This is a genomic window from Photobacterium sp. GB-36 (genome assembly GCF_003026135.1).
In the GTDB taxonomy this organism is placed as follows: domain Bacteria; phylum Pseudomonadota; class Gammaproteobacteria; order Enterobacterales; family Vibrionaceae; genus Photobacterium.
This window is the reverse complement of sequence record NZ_PYNY01000007.1, coordinates 16,655-32,285: the sequence shown is the minus strand read 5'-3', so window position 1 is coordinate 32,285 and position 15,631 is coordinate 16,655. Positions and strand designations below refer to the sequence as shown.

The 15,631-nt window shown below is 38.2% G+C and carries 15 protein-coding genes; 3 read left to right on the top strand and 12 right to left on the bottom strand.

Annotated elements, in window-relative coordinates:
• Positions 1–160 precede the first annotated feature (160 nt).
• From C9J46_RS08640 to C9J46_RS08630, 3 genes are all read right to left on the bottom strand, one after another.
• Positions 161–505, bottom strand: a complete 345-nt coding sequence (locus tag C9J46_RS08640; RefSeq protein WP_158259295.1) for a DUF3802 family protein — start codon at positions 503–505, stop codon at positions 161–163.
• Between the two features lie 65 nt (positions 506–570).
• Positions 571–1,590 (bottom strand): GGDEF domain-containing protein, encoded by a 1,020-nt coding sequence (locus tag C9J46_RS08635; RefSeq protein WP_107208249.1) that lies wholly within the window; start codon positions 1,588–1,590, stop codon positions 571–573.
• Positions 1,587–2,555 (bottom strand): response regulator, encoded by a 969-nt coding sequence (locus C9J46_RS08630; protein WP_107208248.1) that lies wholly within the window; start codon positions 2,553–2,555, stop codon positions 1,587–1,589. The genes C9J46_RS08635 and C9J46_RS08630 overlap by 4 nt, the downstream gene beginning before the upstream one ends.
• A gap of 317 nt (positions 2,556–2,872) precedes the next feature.
• Between C9J46_RS08630 and C9J46_RS08625 the strand changes: the two genes are divergently transcribed.
• The 3 genes from C9J46_RS08625 (at position 2,873) to C9J46_RS08615 (ending at position 5,310) form a co-directional block, all read left to right on the top strand.
• Positions 2,873–3,232 carry a glutathione S-transferase N-terminal domain-containing protein gene (locus C9J46_RS08625; protein WP_107208247.1) on the top strand — a complete coding sequence of 120 codons (360 nt, stop codon included), beginning with the start codon at positions 2,873–2,875 and terminating at the stop codon, positions 3,230–3,232.
• A gap of 166 nt (positions 3,233–3,398) precedes the next feature.
• Entirely contained in the window at positions 3,399–4,079 is a 681-nt protein-coding gene (locus tag C9J46_RS08620; protein ID WP_107208246.1) for a DUF3334 family protein, read from the top strand.
• 202 nt (positions 4,080–4,281) lie between these two features.
• Positions 4,282–5,310 carry an acyltransferase gene (locus C9J46_RS08615; RefSeq protein WP_107208245.1) on the top strand — a complete coding sequence of 343 codons (1,029 nt, stop codon included), beginning with the start codon at positions 4,282–4,284 and terminating at the stop codon, positions 5,308–5,310.
• A 56-nt stretch (positions 5,311–5,366) separates the two neighbouring features.
• Here C9J46_RS08615 and C9J46_RS08610 read toward each other — a convergent pair whose 3' ends face one another.
• The 9 genes from C9J46_RS08610 to C9J46_RS08570 all read right to left on the bottom strand — a co-directional run bounded on the left by C9J46_RS08610 (position 5,367) and on the right by C9J46_RS08570 (position 15,324).
• Positions 5,367–6,908: a GTPase family protein gene (locus tag C9J46_RS08610; protein ID WP_107247666.1), complete on the bottom strand. Its 1,542-nt coding sequence runs from the start codon at positions 6,906–6,908 to the stop codon at positions 5,367–5,369.
• Positions 6,892–8,088: a YcjF family protein gene (locus C9J46_RS08605; RefSeq protein ID WP_107290773.1), complete on the bottom strand. Its 1,197-nt coding sequence runs from the start codon at positions 8,086–8,088 to the stop codon at positions 6,892–6,894. The genes C9J46_RS08610 and C9J46_RS08605 overlap by 17 nt, the downstream gene beginning before the upstream one ends.
• Positions 8,089–8,151: 63 nt before the next feature.
• A complete protein-coding gene (locus C9J46_RS08600; RefSeq protein WP_107208242.1) occupies positions 8,152–8,835 on the bottom strand; it encodes a potassium channel family protein in 684 nt (227 codons plus the stop codon).
• 39 nt (positions 8,836–8,874) lie between these two features.
• The gene (locus C9J46_RS08595) at positions 8,875–10,134 is read right to left on the bottom strand and encodes a hydroxymethylglutaryl-CoA reductase (protein WP_107208241.1); all 1,260 of its coding nucleotides are present in this window, start codon (positions 10,132–10,134) and stop codon (positions 8,875–8,877) included.
• A gap of 87 nt (positions 10,135–10,221) precedes the next feature.
• Positions 10,222–10,572 carry a hypothetical protein gene (locus tag C9J46_RS08590; protein ID WP_107290772.1) on the bottom strand — a complete coding sequence of 117 codons (351 nt, stop codon included), beginning with the start codon at positions 10,570–10,572 and terminating at the stop codon, positions 10,222–10,224.
• A 21-nt stretch (positions 10,573–10,593) separates the two neighbouring features.
• On the bottom strand, positions 10,594–11,004 hold the full coding sequence (locus C9J46_RS08585) for a GFA family protein (RefSeq protein ID WP_107290771.1): 411 nt from the start codon (positions 11,002–11,004) through the stop codon (positions 10,594–10,596).
• A 117-nt stretch (positions 11,005–11,121) separates the two neighbouring features.
• On the bottom strand, positions 11,122–12,213 hold the full coding sequence (locus C9J46_RS08580; RefSeq protein ID WP_107290770.1) for a lipocalin-like domain-containing protein: 1,092 nt from the start codon (positions 12,211–12,213) through the stop codon (positions 11,122–11,124).
• Complete coding sequence (locus C9J46_RS08575) at positions 12,213–14,672, bottom strand: ABC transporter permease (protein WP_107208237.1); 2,460 nt, start codon at positions 14,670–14,672, stop codon at positions 12,213–12,215. The genes C9J46_RS08580 and C9J46_RS08575 overlap by 1 nt, the downstream gene beginning before the upstream one ends.
• Entirely contained in the window at positions 14,653–15,324 is a 672-nt protein-coding gene (locus tag C9J46_RS08570; RefSeq protein WP_105060132.1) for an ABC transporter ATP-binding protein, read from the bottom strand. Before C9J46_RS08570 ends, C9J46_RS08575 begins: the two co-directional genes overlap by 20 nt.
• Positions 15,325–15,631: the final 307 nt, after the last annotated feature.

The window sequence follows — 15,631 nt, the reverse complement described above, 5'->3', positions numbered from 1 at the left end:
TAATAGACATGAATTAAGTTCTACTTAACTCACATTCCATATAGGGATTTTTGATGGTTTTTTATATAACAAAATACAGCATAAAGTTAAAATAAAATATGACATTAAATGCCTTATTCCTTTTCTGCATTTATTAAATGGATTAACTACATTAAAATTTTTAATAAATTTTTAAAATTGCTGAGTCAAATAAGTTTTTTACTAAACTAATAAAGTCTTCTAAGAAACTAATTTGCACATCAGAAGCTTCACATAACCAAATTCCTTCAAGAACTTGATTGAGATCAGCAAGAACTAAATCAGCTTCTTGCATTAACTGAAAACGAACATCTTGCTCAATATCAGGGTTTTGCGAAAATACGGTCATCAATTGCGTTGCGATTAAATCAGTGACGACATCTTCTATAGTAATGCTTTTTTCAGATACGGATAACCCTTCAAATAAGGTTAAACTTGAGGCTAAATACTCAACTAAAGCTTCATATCCTTCTGTATTTACGACCAGATTTTCCACAATACTATCCATATATAATCAGAAAATTTTTATATACTTTACTCTTTATTTTTTCATTAACCAATATTTCTATTGAATTCATTGATATTTTTTACATTTGTCGCTAGTGAAGTAAATTTACCATCCGCTTGCATTACTGTCGTTTGATTTCGTCCTTTATTCTTCGATTCATACAGAGCAGAATCAGTTTGTTCTAGCCATGATTCATAGTTGGTTATACCTGGGTGTAACTGGCACACACCTAAACTTATCGTGACATTAATTGTCTTACCATCAACAACAACATTCGCCTTTTCTACTTTTTTACGTAATCTTTCAGTAAAATAGCTGGTCATATCTGCCGTAGTTCCAGGTAAAATCACACCAAACTCTTCTCCCCCATAGCGCCCTGCTATATCGCTTTGCCGTTTTGCTTTTCGAACGATGTCAGCAATCGTTTTAATGACGGCATCACCAGCAACATGGCCATAAGTATCATTAACATTTTTAAAATGATCGATATCAAACATAACTAGTGTCATCGATTGATGCATTTGCTGATAGTGTTCAAACTCTTCAACTAAACAATTTTCCCAATGCCCACGATTATACAGCTGGGTTAATCGATCTGTGATACTAAGATGAGTTAATTGCTCGTTTGACTCCCTTAGGTGGTTTTTATTTTTAGCTATATCCGTGACATCTGTAATCGTTAAACAGATATGAGTATATTCACCAGTCAAAGACTTCAAAGGTGTTAATGTCATGTTTTGATACATGAAATCAGCACCTCCAGAGATTGGACTAAAATTACTAAACTTGAATACCCAAGGACGATCTTCCCATGCAGAAAAAGAGCGCATTCGTAATTTAAATGTTGATGATATTTTATTTTTTAGCCAATTCTTAGGTAAATTCTCTACAACATCAAATAAAGGCTTACCCATTATTTGATCGGTTGATATACCGCTATATGCCTGCATAAATGTATTCCATGCATATACATTGTAATCTTTATCCAATATCACAATCCCTGCATCCAAATGATCAAGGACCTGCATGGTTAAATGAAAATCAGCTAATGAAATATCACTCAATTTAATGTTTCCATAATCTGGTGAATAACTTTAGTGGAGTGACTATCCATCATAAATAGTACTTCACATTCAAGATCCAGTGTTTCAGCTTTATATACGTATTCCACGGTAAAAAAATCACTCTCTTCATGCTCTTTCTGACTCAAATTCATATATTCTTCTAAAATGATTGGCTGCCGAACTGAGAATGGAATACTTATTTGTTCTGATAAAGCAACGAGAAAAGAAGAAACCATGATATTACTAATATCAATAACAACTTCATTTTTATCTTCATTTGTTTGACTAAAACCCAATTTTTCGCCAAACGAAAGAATATCTTTACCGCGTAAATCAACTAAAGCTTCACCATGAATACCACCACCGACAAACCGCTGAGCAATTGCAATTGATTGATGATCACTACGAATATCAGCAATTGTCATAGCAAGATCGCTACTTTGCATAGTGGCGACATATGGCAATGGCATTTTAATAAACTCACCAAGATGGTCTGAAATAATTGCAGCACCACGTCCAAGTGAGATATTTGCGATTTCTCTAAAACCTTCAATATAATCAACAGATAAAGTGTTATCGTTCGCGGTTGTATTTGTTAACACCGTGATTTGTAAATTCGATAACAGTTGTTTGAGCTTTTTCTTGTCAAATGGCTTTGACAAAAAATAATCGGCACCAAGCATCAAACAACGCCTTGCTGCTTCTTTTTGGACATCTGCAGAAATAATCACAATTGTAGGCTTATAACTGAAACTCGGAAGTCGTTTTAATACTTCAAAACCATCCATGATAGGCATAGTCAGATCTAGAAAAACGACATCAATATTATTTTTAGCTATTTTATCTAGGCCATCACTACCATTTTCAGCATAATATAAATTTATGTCATAGCTATCCTTCAACAAACGCGTCATTGATTTATGGACTAGCGGTGAGTCATCACAAATTAGTATATTTTTCGCCATAACAATAGATTAGGATCTTTTTAACATTAATAAAAATATCATAGAGATATTGCTACAAATATCTATCATTTGGTTATGAAATTTAGTTGATAAGTGACATTGGTCTAATTTTTGACTTTGGTTCCAAAAATTACATTACAACAGAGTGATAAGTTTATCGATGATATTCGGATAAGCTTGTATTTATACTCGTAAAGTGATGTTGCCGTTATAATAAGATGACTATAAATGACCATAATTTCACGGTATTCTAATACTGTCCATTTGGATGTATGAAAATAAATTAACACTATATTAATTATGTAAGGTTTGTCAGTATGAAGGTTATTCGCTGGATTCTTGGGCGTATTATTCTTGTCCTAAATTTTATTTTTTCTCCTCGCGGGATAAAACGTTCTTCCGAACAGCAAAATGAGGTCAACAAAGCGGTAGCTAAACTCAAGTTATATCAATTTGATGCATGCCCTTTTTGTGTAAAGGTACGTCGCGAAGCTAAACGACTAAGCTTACCGTTAGAAACACGTGATGCAAAAGTATCACCTTGGGAGCAAGAATTAATCGAACAAGGCGGTAAGCGCAAAGTCCCTTGTTTACGCATTGAAAAAGAAGACGGCGTTGAATGGATGTATGAGTCTAGCGATATTATCGCCTATCTTCAAAAACGTTTTAATGGCTAGGTTACAGAGTTAAAATCCTCCCCAAATAACCTTTTAATAACAACGACTAAAGTTCCCTCTTTTGATGCCGATAAACAACCGTTATTGTTTTATCGGCATCTTCTCCACTTTATTAAAGCAACTATTTAGTAGCTGCCTTCAACATCTTGATACAACAGGACGTACAATGAGAAAATTAAAAACCGTCACTACTGATGATATTCTATTAAAACTGTGCCAATCACTTTCCGATGTCTTATCTAAAGCAACAGAAACTGACGTTTCCTATTCCGCCATGGTACAAAAAATTAATAAAACAAGTTTAAAACCTGATATTGGCTGCTTTGTACTATTTGATGGCGGTTTTACTGGTTTAGTCGTTACAAACTTTACCAACCAAGCAGCAATGGAGCTTTATAAAGAATATATGCTACGTATGGGGATTTCTGAAGATGAGCTCGCTGTACATCATACCTCTGATGAGGTTGCGAATATTCTTGGTGAATTAATGAATCAAGTCGTTGGGGATTTTACGGGTAAGATCGGACGTGAGTTAAAAGTCTCAATTACTCAGAACCAACCAAAAATGTTAGCACTCAACAAACAAATATTATTATCTGTTGATACCAACTTAGATCGCCCTCAAGCTCGTCGTGTTAGCTTTACTACAGCCAAGAACAACATTTTCTATCTTGAATTTGCTATGGATAAAACCGAATTTATCCAACTGGAAGAATTTGAACAAGACACTCAAGACACCGACAGCATTTTTGAATCAGCCAAGCTTGAACAACAAAAGGAAAATGCTAAAAATCAAACGTTAAAAGATATTAACGACCAAGATCTCTTTGATCAACTAGGCATTTAATCTAATAGGCTTTAATGAATATTTAATAGGCAATATATTACTCTCATGTATTGCCTTTTCTCAAAACAAATATCGGTGTGAGATATTAGTCACATTTTATATCTATTCCTCCTGCTAACCACTCTTTTCCCCTTCAGTTTAATTTACAAAATAGACTTTTAAGTTTACCTTCTTTGCGAAATTATTTGATGAGAATGCTGTAATGACACACAAGCGTATTACTAGTTTTGAATCTGGGCGACTCATTGCTTTACTCGCAATTATAGGCTTACACAGTCAAGTCTTTATGAAAACACCGTTGATTTTCGGAGAGCCCCTCATTGGGATGTTCTTAAATCAAATGAGTCGTTTTGCTGTGCCGCTATTTTTCATTATTGCAGGTTATTTTTATTACCCAAAATTAGTCGCCAGCACGTCAAAAGAAGATGTTTTAGTAAAGTACGCAAAACCTCTGCTCATTATGTGGTTAAGTTGGAGTGTTGTTTTTCTAATAATCCCTTTTAACTTTTCGATACTACTCAGTGACGGTTACCTTGCCGAGCGCAGTAATCACTGGAATAGTTTACTTGCAAACCCAATAAATACTTTGTTTGAAGGTTCTCTTGTACACTTGTGGTACATCCCTGCTCTAATTTGCGCGATAGGTATCATAACCTTGTTACATAAATATCGCCTTGATAACCTACTATTACCTGTTGGTTTAATATTATTCATTTATGGTTGTGCTGCAGGCAGCTATGTTCCAATTACAAATATAGAAGCACCAATTTTAACCCGTAACGGCCCCTTTTTTAGTACGTTATTTGTTGTATTAGGTTATGAAATACATCGTCGCCAGATAACATTGAATACCAAACTAAGCTTAATTATTGCTAGTATTGGTTTTGCTGTATTTTTAATAGAGGCAAATTACCTCTATTTCTTTGCTAATGGTGCCTTTTATCATGATTTCTTATTAAGTTCACCAGTATGGGCTGTAGGGATTTTCTTATTTCTTCAAGATAAGTCTAATTTTGGAGAACAGTTAAAGCCAACAGCATTTAGTAAAGATATTTTAGGTATATACCTCTGTCATTTACTTATTGTTATTTACTTTTTTAATTTGGTTTTCATGCTTAATATCAATCCGATATTATCCAGCTTTTTAGCATTACCTTTTGCTTTTATCATTTCATTCCTCTTAGTGAAGCTCTTACGGAAACTCCCTTTTGGGTATCTATTAGTTCGCTAACAGCATGAAAAAAGCCCTCTCGTTTACACTTGAGGGCTTTGTTCATTTACATATTTTTATTTTACTGCAGCATCAAAAACCAGTTTGCCTAATCGATACAATCGTTGAGCTTGCTCGGTATAATCAATACGATCGCCATCAATACGACGACGATTTAACTGGGTATTGATACCCTCTTGATACACCTCTTGAATCGTCTCTTGAAGTACATCTAAGTTATAAGTCAATCTTTCACTACTAACAGATAATGGAATGATAGTGTCGCTTTTCATCAAGTTTTGGTTGTAATTAACGGCATCTAAAATGATTTCCCCTTTCTTGGTTTGGATATCATTCAAATCATAAGGGGGTAACCATTCATCAACAGGCTTCAGCTTATCCACCTGATTAACAAGAACAATGATCTTTGGTGCTTTACGATGCTGATTTTTCGGTTGTGTATAAAAATCTTCAATCATCTGTTTTAACGTAATATCAGCTTGGCGCGATGATTGATTCGCTTTAAGTACCCACAACACCACATCACTCTGCGTAACTTGTTTTAACAGCATTTGATTAATACTTTCAGTACCGTCAATACCAGGTAGATCAATTAAATTAATCACATCGGTTCCTTCGACTTCGCAACGATAGGTTGTTGCTTTATCTGTTGAAGGTAACGCACTAATTTCTGCCGACATCTCCCCTAGTAAACCATTAACCACAGATGATTTACCCGCACTAATTTGCCCTATTACTGCAACACGTAGTGGTTCAATAGGAACCGCTCCAGCCTGTTGATCTTTGTCATGCATTTTACTGTGCGGAACGGAAGCATCATCAAGTTTGAAATGACCGCTATAAAGATCGATGGCGACTGAGGCAACTTCTTGTAGCAAGGTCATTTTTAGTTTGGTTTGCACTTCTAAGCTGACATCATCAAACAGCTTACCTAACACTAATCCGCGCGCTTCTGCTAACCATCCTGTTGGTGTTGCAATACGAAATAATCGATAGACATCATAGGCAGATTTCGCATAGCCCACTTTATCCTTTAACTGATAGCCTTGCTGAAGGCTCTTTAATGTTATTTTCTCAGCAAATGGCACATGCTCTTGTAAAAAATAACGATAACGCCGACTTACTTCTTCCACCATAAGTAAAAACTCAGGAGCAGTAAAAGATAGGCGTTGGGCTGATTTACCTTTATTAAAACGATCCGCGACTTCTGCAACTAAGACATATGCATGCGCTTGTAATGACTCCCACTCAGGTGCATCACTCAGTTGTTGCTGAATGATCAATGTTACTTCTTGCCACACCTGATTTTCATGCGCTCCCCATTGAGGATTACCTTCCACATGCAATGGGGCTAAATCATCACTGACAGCATCACTCACTACTCTTTTTCGGCGAATAAACCAATAAGGGACAAAAACAATCAAACACGAAATTGCAATTAGAGCGAAAAACAGTATCCATTGACCATTATTGATTAATGCGACAATACCAAAGCCTGATAACACGACAACTGGCAATAAAATAGCAACAGCCACCAGCGGAATAAAACCATCTGATAACTGACTAATAAGTTGATAACTCTTATTTACTCGCTTCATGGCTATCCTTACTATCAAGATTATTTTGATTAACTTGCTGGTCAGCCACTTTTTTAACTGATTTAAACGCTTGTTGATAAGTTGTCTTTAATAACTCTTTCGATACGGTTTCACCTTTACTCCGGTGGTAGAGGTACATAGCGGCGGCACGGCCAATCGCATAAGAGGATGAAAAGCTCATTGCGGCAGCCGTCGCACTACCGACAGTTTGCCCATAAGCGGGAATAAATTTTACTAACTGATTAACGCTTAACTTGGAGATATAATGCAATAAGAAACCAGAACCAAGCATACTAATAAATTCTGCATAGTCTTTCTTATTCCACGTCACACCATACTGATTGGCAAGGCTGTGTAACATTTTTCCTTGAATAGCTGGAACTGTAAATAAGCCAATGGCTGGAATCGCATCACTCGCGCCTGCAGCACCTGCATACCATAAGACTTCTTTACGTAATCGCTCGAAGTTTTGCTCTTCTCTATTACTGTGTGCCTGTTTATTTGACAGCAAGCTCAACATAGGCAGCGTTTCAGAAAGCACAGCATTTAAGGTATCTAAGCCGATGTACTGTTGCTCATCAGGGATCAAATCAACCCCAATTGGCTGATAAGTATTTAATTGTTCATCCGTATTTTTCGCTTGCCATACGGACTCTTTAATACCCCATACGTCCATAACCCGCTGATGATTATAAAAAATGGCTCGCTCGCGTTCTTGGCTATCATTCAGGCTATTTATTGCCGTGTGAACAACCAATAAATGTTTAATTTTGCCTGAACGCTTAATGGTTTTTAACGCCTCAAGAACGGATGATTGTTCTGGTTCTTCAGCTTTCATGATAACGATCAGTGCATGGCTTTTACCGCTACACATCGCTATGTCCTCAGCAGGATCATAATTAGCTTCTGCCAAACCTCGGGTATCTAGAAAACGAACTAATGGGCTATCTGTTGGGTATTGGTAAACTTCTGCAGTACGTGTGCACGGTTGAAAACCGTTACCGATCTCAACCGCACTACTTCCTGTGATGGCTTGAATAACCGTCGATTTACCCGCACCTGTTTTACCCAAAAGCCATAATGTTGGAATATGCTTTTGCCATTCATCGAATGCGGGCTCAAGCTCTGGATTAACCGTTGGGTTAATATAATCATAAACTTTCTTGAAAAAACGATTCATTGTTTATAAATACTCAATAACGTTCAAAAACAACGACTATCGCTTTTATCAAACGATAGTTAACTACTCATCACGACCTAAATGCTTACTGCCACTAGAACTGACTAAACTCGATACTACAATTGCCATATAAAACACGCCGACAATAGCTTCTAAATATGCGAAAACTTTCGCAATCGAAGAGACCGGTAAAATATCGCCATAACCTAATGTCGTTAAGGTAACAAAACTAAAATACGCCGCATCAGAGAAATTTTCATGCCATGGCCCTGAATTGATACCATGAATTGAATCGGGGAAAACACGAACAAGAATCAAATACGCAATCGCCCACATTAATCCAAGCAATAAAAATAATGCCATAGAGCCAATGATCTTATTGGTATTTATTGAGCCTGTGAACAGGATCTGACGCATAATAGATTTAAACGTGCCAAAAAAGAATACAAACATCAGCGATAGCATAATAATTTCAATTTCTTCAATACCTAATAGGATTCTAGCAATCATCGCCATAATCCAGATTCCGACCAAAGATGTTAAAAAACGAAACCATGACCTATCAAAACGTAAGCTTAATAAGCAGACAATAAACGTAATGACAGTAAAGGCCTCTAACGCATACTGAACTATGCCATGCGGGATCACTTTTTCTAGTGACGCACTAATTAATAAGCTTATTAAAGCTATCGTCAGAAAAAAGAAATTATTCTGCGAGTTAATTTGTTCTATCTTTTTTTGTAACACAGTATTCTATACTCCATGTAATATACCATCTAATTAAGCTTATCGTGCTAACCGATGATGCGCTTTGGCAAAATGGCCTGAACAAAAAGCTCCAATAATTGAAAGTTCACCGGCTAAACATAAAACGGCACACACTTCCGCTAATGCTTGAGAGTGGCCACTTCCATATAAACCTAATAGTTCTAAACACGCTTTTTGGCTAGGGAGATGTGTTCCTCCACCTACAGTCCCTACCATTAAATTGGGTAATGTCACCGATACGCAAAGCACATCATGTTGATTTAGTTCCATTCGCGTTATACCAACAGAAGATTCCGCAACACATGCCGCATCTTGCCCACATGCAATATAAAATGCAGCAAGCGCATTCGCATAATGTGCATTAACACCGATAGTACCGCTTAACGCACCGCCTACTGTGGTCATTTTGCCAAAGTCGACCATTTTTTCAGGGGTCGTATGAAGATATTTCTTCACTAGCTCACGGCTTAAATGTACTTCAGCAGTCACTTTCTTCCCACGAACCGAACGCAACGTTTGTGCCGTTGCTTTTTTATCACCAGATAAATTACAGTCTAGAAAGGCTTCAACAGGTTTAATCGGTGTATTAGCAAGAATATATTCAAAAACGGCATTAGTTGAAATCGTCACCATGTTTTGACCAGATGCGTCACCGGTTAGATATTCAAATACCAAGTAAACATGATTACCTTCCATGCTCAAATTAATGTCTGATAGCTTACCGTAGCGCGTGGTTGATTCTGCAATCGTTTTAAAAGTATCGTATTGTGTTGTGACCCAAGTAATAAATTTGCTCGCCTGTACAAGTGATTCAAACGCAAAACCTGGTGCTCGTGTTACGCCTTCATTTAACAATATAGCACTTGCTCCTCCTGCTTCACTGATCAGAAGAGCCCCACGATGATAAGATGCAACTAATGCCGCTTCTGTTGTTGCTAATGGCACAAAGTACTCACCACTAGCAAATAGACCATTCACTTTTAAAGGACCTGCAATACCTAACGGCAACTTTACTGAGCCAATAAAGTTTTCTATGTTCTTTTCGTAGCAATGCTGTTGTTGCTGAGTTTCGGTATCATACAAAATAGTTTGAGAGTTAATGTTATTCAACACTTCCCAGCGTTTGGCGATGATACGATCACTGATATATGGGTTACGCGGTAACTTTTTTGTTAATTGTTTTACTATGGGATCAAGGCGTTGATGTAATTGCGAAGAAGAAAGCTGACCTAACATGGAGGTCACATAATCCGGACGATGTAAGTTAAATTTTGGCATGAATACAACACATTACTAAATGAATGCGTATTATATCGCTAAACGCACCATTCACTGCTCATGCCAGATAAGATTTAAATTGAGAGACTAAAGCACCATAACATGGTCGCAAAGAATACGGTCTTCTTGGCAAACTAATATCATTTCAGCCATAAACTCACCTTCTGCTTTGCTGAAAAATTGCTTCCACACAATAACAACAGAGTCAGGTCTTTTAAACACTGCAACAGGAAAGCGTTCAGTAAAAAAGCCTTTTTCCGATTGGTATTGTTCGCACACTTGTTTAAGGTAATCTTTCGTCACAATAGCCTTTAATCGCGGAGTAAAATCGCGAACGTGTGCTGAATGATCTTGCCTTGTTGACGCATCCATTAAATTATCCATTATAGGTGTTGCTAACAGCAAGATTTCACCATCATCAATAGAAGTAAAATTCATTAAAACCTCTTTTAAATGGGCTTAGTGTGGCTGCTTTGGATAACACGGTACATTTTCAGGTAATTGATACCAGCTCACTTTTTCACTTACCCAAACATGCATTTGTGGCTTGAACATAACATCGTCAACGCAAGCAACAGGCTTAAGTTTAAGCTTAACTGTAGAGCGATCATCAGGGTTAAAATGATAAATACGATTACCACATTCAGGGCAAAATACCGCCGTATTGGTGTTGCCACTATCGGCTTCACGACTCCACATTTTTAATTCACCACTAAATGTAATATCTTCTACAGCAATCACCGCTGTAATACTAAATGGGCTAGTTGATAGTTTTTGGCACTCTTTGCAATGACAAGCAAAGACTTTTAATGGCTTATTTTTTAATACATAAGAAACCTGACCACACTGGCATTGCGCTTTTATTTCCACAAATAATCTCTCACTTTCAAGTAAAATATCACAGTAACAGTGCCTTGAATTTAAACTTAGATCTTGTTCACAAATATCAGATAAGAAAAAAGCCGAACGAGTCGGCTTTTATCAATATTATTCGTATCCGGTAAGCTCCATAAAGCCTTTTCCTTTATGACTACCACTGACCCGAATAGGTCCTTCCCAATAAGGGAAAATAAAAGGTAACCACTGTTCTCGACGAACAACTGTTGTTTTAATCTTTATGGATTGTGATGGTATCTCGATTTCCCATATTAACGGGAACTGCTTTCCTTTAACGGAAAAATATTTAATCGGTTTCATGCGGATCTGGTGGTTATCAAGCTTAACCACTTTACCATTTTTCCATGAACGAGAACCAAAAAAGTAAGGCTTTTCACCGTGTTCACGTAGTTGAGAAACCATCAATGCACTGCCATCATCAAGGTGAATAGAGAACCAATCCCATCCCTGCTGCTGTAAGCTAAGCATACTGCTACTCCATTCACGATCAAACCAACCTTGGCCTTTTACGCGATAGGTTTCGCCATCAAGCTCTAACATCCCTTTTACATTCAAAAAGGGTGCGCTGTAATAATAAGAGGCAATATCTAGCAGTGGATGTTTACGGCTATAGCCATTATCCCCCTGCAAAACTATCGTTCCCGCTTGTGTGATATCTAAAATCGCTTTCATATTATCATCGGCAAATTCAAGTCGACCGGGAAACGGTGAATTATCTTTTGAGCGCCATGTCCAATTATCTAACCATGCTCGAAATGGGCTTAATATCACCCCTGCTTGGCCTATACCACCACGAGCAAAACGCTCTGCTCGCCATGTTTTCTTATCAGTTGTGATCACCGCATGCGCCATATACATTTGTGGCGTTTTCCAACCTTTGGTTTCTTCATCCCCCGTCGCCATTCGGAATAATGTCCATTGCAACGCTATTTGCTTGCCACTTTCAGATTCAAGGTTAGTGGTGAAATACCACCATTCAGCACGATATTCAGGATGTGAACCATAATCTTTAGGAAATTGTAGCTTGTTACCTTTCACTACAGGCTCAAACACATAGTCGGTTGATTGAGTTAGTGATTCCACAGATTTGCTCGGTGGTTTTTGGTTATCGCAAGCATTTAAAAGCAACGCTAACGTTAGGGTAACTACAACGCGACAGAGCCATATTAATGACATCTTCATTAGAATGACTCCCTTAAAGACAAGATTGCAGAGCGACGAACCAAACGCCAAACAGGCCAGGCTCCAGCCACTAACAGGGCTAATAAGGCAGTACCCAATGTCGTCAAATAATCCACAGGGAAATATTGCACTGGCATTGTCCAACCAAAGGAATATTTAAGCACCACATCAATTAATAGCTGGGCAAGAAACAAGCCTAACGGCAATGCTATCAACGACGTCATCACGCCAATAAACAGCAACTGCCCACCACCAAGTAACGCCAGCTCTCGACCAGTCATTCCCATGCAACGTAGCAACGCAAACTGACGTTGACGTGATACTTCCCCTGCTATTGTGGCAAAAAATAAACCACATATCGCAATGAACAAGGTTAAATGTCCCAGTGTTGAGGTCACAACAAACGTGCGATCAAAAACCCCCATCGCCTCTTTCATCAAGGCTGCATTATTACGAATACGTTCAGGTTGTAAACGGAAACGAGCACCAAGATCGGCAAGTAATTTATCTGGGTTTGCGTTCTTATTAAGGTGAATCGCTAATCCAACTTGCCCAGAATGGGGCCAGAAACGCTGCCACTTAGACTGTGAAATTAATACCTGACCATAAGGGTTACCATAGTCATAATAAATACCGACAATTTTCCAACCTTTATTCATCGGTGCGGGCAAATTAATGATATCTCCGACATCCCAATGATTTTTAAGTGCTATAGACTCACTCACCATAACCGAGCGGCTTTTATGCAGTGTCTTCCAATAGTCATAAGCTGTTTTTTTAACGACTAACGCTTTTTTCTCGCCAGAAGTATCACCAATACTCATGACTTGAATAGTACCAGCGTCAGACGGCGTTTCTTTTTGCCAGCTCCACCAAACTTGCGCAACTTCTGGTTGGTCTTGTAACCACTTAGAGATACGTGGTGCCATATTCATTGATGGACGTATATAAATATCAGCGGCTAACCGTTGCTCTAGCCAACTTTCAGTAGTGTTTCTAAAGCTACCTACCATGGTTTCCATACCAATATTTGATGCTAAAGCCAGCATAAATGCCATCGCAGCAACACCTCGATAGCTCAAACTTGCCGCGGCATCATTAAAAAACCATCGTAATTGTGCCGAGCGACAAAGCTTGCCGAGCCATAAAAACAATTTCCACATCAGATATGGCATGAATAAGCCTGAAGCAATCAAGATAAATGCAATCAGCGCAAAGCCAGCTAGTTGTCCATGAGGCAGTTGATAGATGCCAAAGGCAATCAACATGAAGATACCTGAAAACAATGCTTGCCACGCAAATTCTCGACCGCTAAAGCGAATTAAAGACAAATGAGCTGCGAGCCGTGATGGTTGCGATCTCACTAACCGGATCAAAGGCCAAGTACAGGCAAACGCACAACCAAAGAAAGCAATGGCTAAACTTGCCAGTCCCCACATCCAATGCCACTGAATTTGCAAGCTAACGTTAGCACTATAAAGATCATTGAGAGATGCAGCGACACTAGGCAGTAATTGCTGAGCTAATAACAAGCCCAATAAATTACCGCCAATCAAGCCTAAAACAATCCAAGCAATTAATTCAAAAACTAACGCTTTCGCGATTTGTCCACTGGTGACGCCTAATTGACGTAACACACCGACTAAAGGCTGGCGCTGAGCAAAAGATAGTGACATCGCTTGATAGAAAATAAATAACCCAACCACAAACGATAGCATGCCCATTGCAAACAAATTTAAGTGAAATGCATTAGTTAAGGGCTCTAATTTCGCACTTTGTTTCCGTTCTAAGGTTAATCCTGGAGGAAGAATATGAGTTAACTTACTTAATTGTTTTCGGCTCATCTCCCCGCAAACAACAGCAGTGAAACCAGAACTTGGGTTCAATTCTCGCAACAATGCAATATCAGCAATCATACGAGGTTGATTCATTCTTTTGTCTTGAATAATCTCGACTGGACCGATTTTTTTTCCAGAATCTAACGTGATCATACTGCCATCAGACAAGCCAATATAATTTGCGAGCTGTTGACCTATCATGATCGGATAAGGTGGACGCATCAATTTCAGCAGTTCTACCTTACCTTCATCTAATCCATTTGAACCTGACACAGACATCATTGTAACGGGATCAATACCTAGCAATTGAAAGTCACGTTGCTGATCAGTCACGATGCGATATTCTTCCATCGGCGAGCAAGTTTTCAATCCTGCTCGGCGCATTTGAATATAAAAACCCTGTGGGACTTTCATCCCCATTTGTACGTGGCGAATGCGATAAGGGAAAGGATTAGAAAAAAGTTGTTCACCTTCGCGGTAACTTTCTTTGGCTTGCTGATTTACGGCCATAACGCCAACAAGTAAGGCAATACCTAACGTTAGGCCTAACCATACAAGAACAATTTGAAACGGGTGACGTCGATAATGCCCCCATAACGCATTAACTACGGGGCGTAACATGAAGTTGCCCTCCCTGCAGACGAACATGGCCTTGCATGTGTGATGCGACTTTCTTACTGTGTGTTACAACAAGTAGGGTGCAGTGAAGTTTTTTTGTGAGAGATAGAAGTAACCGAATAACGGCTTCAGCATTGCGTTCGTCAAGGCTACCCGTTGGCTCATCGGCTAACAGGATCTTAGGCTCCATATAAATAGCACGTGCAATCGCTACACGCTGTTGCTGCCCTCCTGATATTTCTTCAGGATAACGCTCTAACAACGGCATAAGATCTAATGCAGAGATCAATTGACGCCATAACTTATCATCTGACGCTAATCCCTTAAGCTGACGGCAAAATTTAATATTATCAGCAACGGTTAATGTCGGTAATAAATTATATTGCTGGAAAACCAAGCCAATATTATCACGCCTAAAGGCCGTTCGTTCTCGCTCTGAAATAGAATGTATGGGTGTGTTGCCCAGCCAAATCTCCCCTTCATCAGGAGTATCTAGCCCTGCAATTAGGTTTAATAACGTACTTTTACCTGAACCACTTTCACCCATTAACGCAACTTGATCACCGGGTTCAAGATCTAAATTCGTTCCTTGAAGCACAAAATGAAATTCGGAGCCGTCACGGTATCCTTTGCAGAGTCCTGCGAGTCGTAACATTTATATCACCAACATTTGAAATCACATCAACTACTTAAAATTTGAGCAATTGATTAAAATAACTAAATAAATACGTCACGCATTTACGCGGCAAATTTACAGCAAATAGCACTGTCATTAAAGTTATTTCAATTGTCAAAGTCGCGATAAATAGTATCACTTAACTTAAGCAACTTATTATTAACAATCTTAACTTTTATAAAAAAATTATAACTTATACTGTGAATTTGTAACCATGCCTAACGTCAATATATTTTCTGTTATTTCATCTGTTATCATGAATATAAAGACGTTAATTCCAGATTGT

Excerpts from the sequence above, each read along its gene's own strand:
- C9J46_RS08630 (WP_107208248.1), bottom strand. The coding sequence starts at position 2,555 with ATGGCGAAAAATATACTAATTTGTGATGACTCACCGCTAGTCCATAAA.
- C9J46_RS08625 (WP_107208247.1), top strand. The coding sequence starts at position 2,873 with ATGAAGGTTATTCGCTGGATTCTTGGGCGTATTATTCTTGTCCTAAAT.
- C9J46_RS08620 (WP_107208246.1), top strand. The coding sequence starts at position 3,399 with ATGAGAAAATTAAAAACCGTCACTACTGATGATATTCTATTAAAACTG.
- C9J46_RS08615 (WP_107208245.1), top strand. The coding sequence starts at position 4,282 with ATGACACACAAGCGTATTACTAGTTTTGAATCTGGGCGACTCATTGCT.
- C9J46_RS08610 (WP_107247666.1), bottom strand. The coding sequence starts at position 6,908 with ATGAAGCGAGTAAATAAGAGTTATCAACTTATTAGTCAGTTATCAGAT.
- C9J46_RS08605 (WP_107290773.1), bottom strand. The coding sequence starts at position 8,088 with ATGAATCGTTTTTTCAAGAAAGTTTATGATTATATTAACCCAACGGTT.
- C9J46_RS08595 (WP_107208241.1), bottom strand. The coding sequence starts at position 10,134 with ATGCCAAAATTTAACTTACATCGTCCGGATTATGTGACCTCCATGTTA.
- C9J46_RS08590 (WP_107290772.1), bottom strand. The coding sequence starts at position 10,572 with ATGAATTTTACTTCTATTGATGATGGTGAAATCTTGCTGTTAGCAACA.
- C9J46_RS08580 (WP_107290770.1), bottom strand. The coding sequence starts at position 12,213 with ATGAAGATGTCATTAATATGGCTCTGTCGCGTTGTAGTTACCCTAACG.
- C9J46_RS08575 (WP_107208237.1), bottom strand. The coding sequence starts at position 14,672 with ATGTTACGCCCCGTAGTTAATGCGTTATGGGGGCATTATCGACGTCAC.
- C9J46_RS08570 (WP_105060132.1), bottom strand. The coding sequence starts at position 15,324 with ATGTTACGACTCGCAGGACTCTGCAAAGGATACCGTGACGGCTCCGAA.